At 69.3% G+C, this 6,931-nt stretch carries 6 protein-coding genes; 4 read left to right on the top strand and 2 right to left on the bottom strand.

The window, feature by feature from the left end; translation table 11 throughout:
- Positions 1-60: 60 nt before the first annotated feature.
- Positions 61-777 (bottom strand): DUF305 domain-containing protein, encoded by a 717-nt coding sequence (locus tag ACFWEJ_RS25555; RefSeq protein ID WP_377231985.1) that lies wholly within the window; start codon positions 775-777, stop codon positions 61-63.
- Between the two features lie 291 nt (positions 778-1,068).
- Between ACFWEJ_RS25555 and ACFWEJ_RS25550 the strand changes: the two genes are divergently transcribed.
- Positions 1,069-2,442 carry an LVIVD repeat-containing protein gene (locus ACFWEJ_RS25550; RefSeq protein ID WP_377231984.1) on the top strand — a complete coding sequence of 458 codons (1,374 nt, stop codon included), beginning with the start codon at positions 1,069-1,071 and terminating at the stop codon, positions 2,440-2,442.
- Positions 2,443-2,666: 224 nt separating this feature from the next.
- Entirely contained in the window at positions 2,667-3,434 is a 768-nt protein-coding gene (locus tag ACFWEJ_RS25545; RefSeq protein ID WP_377231983.1) for a DUF305 domain-containing protein, read from the top strand.
- On the opposite strand, the gene ACFWEJ_RS25540 is transcribed toward ACFWEJ_RS25545, so the two are convergent.
- A complete protein-coding gene (locus tag ACFWEJ_RS25540) occupies positions 3,431-4,249 on the bottom strand; it encodes a type II CAAX prenyl endopeptidase Rce1 family protein (protein ID WP_377231982.1) in 819 nt (272 codons plus the stop codon). The two genes, ACFWEJ_RS25545 and ACFWEJ_RS25540, sit on opposite strands and share 4 nt — an antisense overlap.
- A gap of 146 nt (positions 4,250-4,395) precedes the next feature.
- Between ACFWEJ_RS25540 and ACFWEJ_RS25535 the strand changes: the two genes are divergently transcribed.
- Together ACFWEJ_RS25535 and ACFWEJ_RS25530 are read left to right on the top strand one after the other, a co-directional pair.
- Positions 4,396-6,657 (top strand): carbon starvation CstA family protein, encoded by a 2,262-nt coding sequence (locus ACFWEJ_RS25535; protein WP_377231981.1) that lies wholly within the window; start codon positions 4,396-4,398, stop codon positions 6,655-6,657.
- Positions 6,654-6,878: a YbdD/YjiX family protein gene (locus tag ACFWEJ_RS25530; protein ID WP_377231980.1), complete on the top strand. Its 225-nt coding sequence runs from the start codon at positions 6,654-6,656 to the stop codon at positions 6,876-6,878. Before ACFWEJ_RS25535 ends, ACFWEJ_RS25530 begins: the two co-directional genes overlap by 4 nt.
- The last annotated feature ends 53 nt before the right edge of the window (positions 6,879-6,931 follow it).

Raw genomic sequence — 6,931 nt, 5'->3', positions numbered from 1 at the left:
GAGCACGTGCTCCGTTCCCGGCGATCGTCATGTCAGCGCCCGGCTGTCACAGCTCCGCGGTCACAGCTCGGCGAGCATCTGGTCCAGGCGGTCGATCTCCGCCATCTGGTCCGCGGCGATGTTGTTCGCCAGCTCCAGCACCCGCTCCTCGCTGCCCGACCCCGCGACGTCCTTGCACATGGCGAGCGCACCCTCGTGGTGCTTGATCATGCCCTCCAGGTACAGCCGGTCGAACTCCGCCCCGGACGCGTCCTCGATCTTCGCCATCTCGGCGTCGGTCAGCATGCCGGGCATGTCGGCGTCGTGCCCGTGCTCCGGCGCTCGCGGACCCTCGCCGTCCCCGCCCTCCGCGGTCACGGGCACGGGGTAGTCGTTCTCCTCCAGCCAGCCGGACATGAGGTCGATCTCGCTGGCCTGCACCACGTCGATCCGGCTCGCGAACTTCTTGAGCTGCTCGGACTCGGTGCGCTCCGGTGCGAGCACCGACATCTCGATCGCCTGCCCGTGGTGCCAGATCATGTCGGTCAGGAACTCGGCGTCCGCCTTCGAGAACGGCGCCTCCGCGTTCGGCGCCCCCTCGTAGTCCTCGGGCGCGATGGTCTGTGCGGGCTCCCCCGGCTTGCCCGGCTGCACGACCACCGAGCTCGGCGTCGAGACCGCCTCCGGTACCTCGTCCGGGCTGCAGGCCGAGAGCACGAGGGTCGGCGCGAGCACGGCCAGGCCGATCACGGCCGTCCGCGCGCGGGCTCGTCGTCCGGCACCTGTCAGCGTCTTCACGGGCGATCCTCTCGTACGGGCTGAAGTCCGCGTCATCGACCGGTCATCGGCTCCCCTGCTCCGGGGTCGCGACAAACCATGGACGACGCTGACGCCGGAATCTATCAAGGTGCTGTGACGTGGGAACACCTTCGCCGGATGTCGCTTCCGCAGCACTAGGTGATGGTTTGTCACCACCATGTTAAAGATCCCGAAACTCCTGGTCCTGAGAGGTCCCTGTGAGCAACACTGCCCACAACCGACCTAGGAGGTGTGACGCCCGTGCGTCGTCCAACCTTTACCCGACCTCGTGTGCGGGGCGCCGCCGGCGCCGCCCTGGCAGCGATGATCGCGGCCACGGCCTTCGCGGCGCCCGTCGCCGCGGACGTCGCAGCTCCGGACGTACCCCCGGGCGAGTCAGCGTCCGAGAACATGACCCACCTGAGCAACCAGCCCAAGAACGGTGCCCTCCAGGGCACCGGCTCGGACATCGCGTTCCAGGGCAAGTACGCGTTCGCCGGCAACTACGACGGCTTCACCGTGTACGACCTCTCCGACAAGGAGAACCCGGAGCAGGTCGTGCAGGTCTACTGCCCGGGCTCGCAGAACGACATCTCGGTCTACAAGGACATCCTGGTGCTGTCCACGGACTCGTCCCGCAGCGACGACTCGTGTGCCTCGACGTCACTCCCCGCCACCGAGAAGGCGGCCTGGGAGGGCATCAAGATCTGGGACATCTCGAACCCGCTCGCCCCGGAGTACATCAAGTCGGTCGAGACCGAGTGCGGTTCGCACACCCACTCGCTCGCGCCGTCCAAGAACGGCAAGGACCTCTACGCCTACGTGTCGTCCTACTCGCCCAACGCGACGTTCCCGGACTGCCAGCCGCCGCACGACTTCATCTCGATCGTGAAGATCCCGGTGAAGAAGCCGACGTCGGCCGAGCTGGTCGCCACGCCCGTCCTGTTCCCGGACGGCGGCTACGAGGGTGACCCGGACCGTCGTGCCTCCACCACCAGCGGCTGCCACGACATCACCACCTACGCCAAGTACGACCTGGCCGCCGGTGCGTGCATGGGCGACGGCATCCTGCTGGACATCAAGGACCGTGAGCGTCCCCGCGTGATCAGCCAGGTGCGCGACACGGAGAACTTCGCGTTCTGGCACTCGGCCACGTTCAACAACGACGCGACCAAGGTCGTCTTCACCGACGAGCTCGGCGGCGGCGGCCTCGCGACCTGCACCGGCGAGTACGCGCCGGAGCTGGGCGCCAACGGCGTCTACGACATCGAGCGCGGGCGCCACGGCAAGACGGAGCTCGAGTTCGCGTCGTACTACAAGATCCCCCGGATCAACACCGCCAACGAGAACTGCGTGGCGCACAACGGCTCGCTCATCCCGGTCAAGGGCAAGGACCTGATGGTCCAGTCCTGGTACCAGGGCGGCGTCTCGGTGTACGACTTCACGGACTCGCACAACCCGCGTGAGGTCGCCTGGTTCGACCGCGGCGAGGGCGTGAGCAGCGGCGGTACGTGGTCCACGTACTACTACAACGGCTACGCCTACTCGAACGACCTCGGCATCGGTTTCGACACGTTCGACATCGACGACTCGATCGACGGCAAGGCCGAGCGGGTCAAGCAGAAGTCGCTCAACCCGCAGATGCAGGAGCCGTTCGGGCACTGACCCGAACGTCTGACGGCGTCTGACACCCGAGGCCCATCGGTAGTCCGCTGCCGGTGGGCCTCGGCATCTTCTTTGAGGCTGGGGTTTCTCACCTTTGAGCGGCCGCAAAGCGGAGAAACCCCAGCCTCAAAGGGGAGGGCCTGGCCAGCCCGTTGCGCGAAGCACACCGCATCAGGGTTTTCCGTGATGGCGCGGACGGTGCTTTGTGTGGGAACCTCCCGGACATGACGCCCCAGGACTCGACGACCGAGGAGACCACCCCGCCGTCGGGCGAGGTGCAGGAGCCCACGCCGTCCGCCTACGGGCTCGGACGGCGGCTGCGGATCATGGGCGCCGTCCTCGCCGGCGGTCTCGCCGTGGTGCTGGCGCTGCTGCTCTGGCTCGGGGTGCTGGTCCCGGCCAAGCAGGAGGCGGCCGGGTACTCGGACGCCGACTCGGGCTACGCCGCCGTGGCGATCGAGCACAACGCGCAGGCCGTGCAGCTCGCGGCCCTCGCGCCGGGGCGTTCCACGGACGACGACGTGCTCGCGCTGGCCGTCGAGGTCGGCGAGGCGTCGGCGGGCCGGGTCGACGAGCTCGCCGGCTGGCTGGAGACGCGGGACATCCCGGTCCCCGCCGCGGGCCGGGAGGCGCTCGCGCTCGCCGAGGGCGGGCTCACGACCGAGGTGCCCGACGACGGCAGCGGGCCCCGGGCGGGCACGACGGCGCACTCCCACGAGGGCGGGAACCACGGCATGCTCACCGACGAGCAGATCGACGCCATGGCCGGCCTGAAGGGCTCGGAGTTCGACATCGCGCTGCTGGCCGCGCTGGTCGAGCACCACTACGGAGGGCTGCAGCCGGCCGACAAGGAGATCGAGGGCGGCACGGACGCCGAGGCCAAGGCGTTGGCGCAGTCCGAGGCGGACGCGATCCGGGTCGAGGTCGAGGACGTCCGCGACCTGCTCGCCGCCGTCGGCGGGCCGGGCTCCACGAACGACCAGACGAACTAGGGCGCCGTGACGAAGATGTCGAACAGCTCCGGGTGGTGGCCGTGCACCAGCACGGCGAACACCACGGCGTCGAACAGCAGGTGCACCGCCACCACGTAGCTGAGCGACTTGAACTTGGCGAAGATCCAGCCCTGGACCAGCGCGAACGGCACGGTCAGCAGCGGGCCCCACTCGCGGTAGCCGAGCTCCCACAGGAACGAGACGAAGATCATCGACTGCAGCACGTTGGCCACCCACATCGGGAAGTGCTTGCAGTACAGGGCGAACACGACGCAGATGAAGAACAGCTCGTCCCAGATGCCGACGGCGTTCACGCCGACGAAGAGCCGCCAGATGTCCTGCGTGCCGTTCAGGTCGGGCCAGTTCAGGTACGCGCCCGAGCCCAGGAAGTAGAACGGCAGCAGGAAGTATCCGATGATCACCACCAGGGCGAGGTAGATCCACTGCCCGGGGCTCCAGCGCTGTCCGGTCGCCACGGGGAACCGGATCGTGTCCTGCTTGAACACGAACCGGGACAGCGCCCAGGGCACCAGCACCGACCCGCCGAGCGCGAGCGTGAAGCGCAGCATCCCGGCGTCGGACAGGTCGGCCTTCAGCGAGATCAGCGAGATGATCCCCATGCCCACGCCGATCAGCGCCAGGTCGCGGCCGAGCGCCCGGTCGGCCCACAGGCCGAGCGCGATGCCCAGTACCAGCGGCAGGTACGCGACCGGCCGGATGTGGATCGCGAACAGCAGGATCGCGGACGCCGAGACGAGAAAGGCGGCCGTGAGGCGTGCCGGGCCGACCAGCGGCGCGGGCAGGGTGAAGGTCACGGGGACGAGACTCCCATACCGGGCCGGTGCTCTGCTGACCCACGGGCCTGGTTCTTGGTGTTCCGGGACAACTAGAGTCTGTCCGTAGTCAGGATTCACCCAGCATCCGGCCCGCCACGGGCCGGCCACCCGGCAAGGAGGCCGTCGTGCGCTCACCCGAGCACGTTGAGCTCGTTCGGAACAACCCGGACCTTCCCCCGGTCGCGGTCATCGACCGCAGACCCATGACCAACGGCAAGAAGCTCGTCTTCGCCGCGATCGGACTCGTCACGGCGATCGCGTGGGCCCTGGTCGCGTTCGTCCGCGGCGAGTCCGTCAACGGCGCGTACTTCGTGGTCGCCGCCGTCGGCACCTACGTCATCGCCTACCGCTTCTACGCCCGCCTCATCGAGTACAAGGTCGTGCGCCCGCGGGACGACCGGGCGACGCCGGGCGAGGAGCACGAGAACGGCAGCGACTACGCCCCGACCGACCGCCGCGTGCTGTTCGGCCACCACTTCGCGGCCATCGCCGGCGCCGGCCCGCTGGTCGGCCCCGTGCTCGCGGCCCAGATGGGCTACCTGCCCGGCACCCTGTGGATCATCATCGGGGCCGTGCTGGCCGGCTGCGTCCAGGACTACCTCGTCCTGTGGCTCTCCACCCGCCGCCGCGGGCGCTCGCTCGGTCAGATGATCCGCGACGAGATGGGCTCGGTCGGCGGCGCCGCCGGCCTGATCGGCGTGTTCGTCATCATGATCATCATCCTGGCGGTCCTCGCCCTCGTGGTGGTCAACGCCCTGGCGGAGTCGCCGTGGGGTGTGTTCTCGGTGGGCATGACCATCCCGATCGCCCTCTTCATGGGCGTCTACCTGCGGTACATCCGGCCGGGACGGGTGTCCGAGGTGTCACTCATCGGCGTGGTGCTGCTGGTGCTCGCGATCGTCGCGGGCGGCTGGGTGGCCGACACCACCTGGGGCGCCGAGATGTTCACGCTCGACAAGGTGACCGTCGCCTGGCTCATCGTCGGCTACGGGTTCCTCGCCTCCGTGCTGCCCGTCTGGCTGCTGCTCGCCCCGCGCGACTACCTGTCCACGTTCATGAAGGTGGGCACGATCATCCTGCTGGCCGTGGGCGTCATCATCGCCCAGCCCGCCGTGCAGGCCCCGGCCGTGTCGAGCTTCGCCATCGAGGGCAACGGCCCGGCGTTCGCCGGGTCGCTGTTCCCGTTCCTGTTCATCACCATCGCGTGCGGTGCGCTGTCCGGGTTCCACGCGCTGATCTCGTCCGGCACCAGCCCCAAGCTGGTCGAGAAGGAGAGCCAGCTGCGGCTCATCGGCTACGGCGGCATGCTCACCGAGTCGTTCGTGGCCATCATGGCGCTGGTCACGGCCATCTCGATCGACCAGCACCTGTACTTCACGATGAACGCCCCGGCCACGCTCACGGGCGGCGAGCCCGGCACGGCCGCGGACTACGTGAACGGGCTCGGCCTCGCCGGCCCGCCCGCCACGGCGGCCGACATCCAGGGTGCCGCGGACTCGGTGGGCGAGGAGTCGATCGTCTCGCGCACCGGCGGTGCGCCCACCCTCGCCTTCGGCATGTCCCAGATCCTGGGCTCGTTCCTCGGCGGCTCCGCGATGACGGCGTTCTGGTACCACTTCGCGATCATGTTCGAGGCGCTGTTCATCCTCACCACGGTCGACGCCGGCACGCGCGTCGCCCGCTTCATGCTGTCCGACACGCTCGGCAACCTCGGCGGCCCGCTCAAGAAGTTCCGCGACCCGTCGTGGCGCGTGGGCGCGTGGATCTGCTCGATCGTCGTGTGCGGCCTGTGGGGCGCCATCCTGCTGATGGGCGTCACCGACCCGCTGGGCGGCATCAACACGCTGTTCCCGCTCTTCGGCATCGCCAACCAGCTCCTCGCCGCGATGGCGCTCGCCCTGGTCACGGTGGTCGTGGTCAAGAAGGGCTACCTCAAGTGGGCGTGGATCCCCGCGCTCCCGCTGGTCTGGGACCTCGCGGTGACCATGACGGCGTCGTTCCAGAAGATCTTCTCGCCCGAGCCGAGCCTGGGGTACTGGGCGCAGCACAACGCGTTCCGCGAGGCGCGAGAGGCGGGCGAGACGTCGTTCGGCACCGCTGCCGACCCCGCGGCGATGGACGCCGTCATCCGCAACACGTTCCTGCAGGGCACCCTGTCGATCGTGTTCGCGGTGCTCGTGCTGGTCGTGGCCCTCGTGGCGCTGTGGGTGTGCGTCAAGGCCATCCGGGCGGGCGGCCTGCCGACGACGGAGGAGCCGGACGCCGAGTCGGCCACCTTCGCGCCGTCGGGCCTCATCCCGACCGACGTCGAGAAGGAGGTGGCGGCGCAGTGGACCGCCTACTACGAGGCCAACCCGGACAAGATCCGGACGGGGACGCACGCATGAGTGCGCTCGCGGCACGGACCCCCGGGCCGTTCGACGTCGTGCGCCGGGGCTGGCGCGCCCTGGCCTGGTACGTCACCGGGGTACTCGGCGAGAGCGACTACCAGCGGTACGTGGCGCACCTGCGCCGCGCCCACCCGGACGCCGCGGTGCCGACCGTCGGTGAGTTCTGGCGGGACCGCTACGCGGCCCAGGACGCGAACCCGGGCGCCCGCTGCTGCTGACCGGCGGCTGACCGGCAGCCTCCGTGTCAGACGTACAGGTCACCCCGGTGACC

The sequence above is a fragment of the Promicromonospora sp. NPDC060204 genome (genome assembly GCF_042728455.1).
GTDB lineage: Bacteria > Actinomycetota > Actinomycetes > Actinomycetales > Cellulomonadaceae > Promicromonospora.
The sequence above is the reverse complement of the archived record's forward strand: the minus strand, read 5'-3'. Positions and strand labels throughout refer to the sequence as shown.

Excerpts from the sequence above, each read along its gene's own strand:
- ACFWEJ_RS25545 (WP_377231983.1), top strand. The coding sequence starts at position 2,667 with ATGACGCCCCAGGACTCGACGACCGAGGAGACCACCCCGCCGTCGGGC.
- ACFWEJ_RS25530 (WP_377231980.1), top strand. The coding sequence starts at position 6,654 with ATGAGTGCGCTCGCGGCACGGACCCCCGGGCCGTTCGACGTCGTGCGC.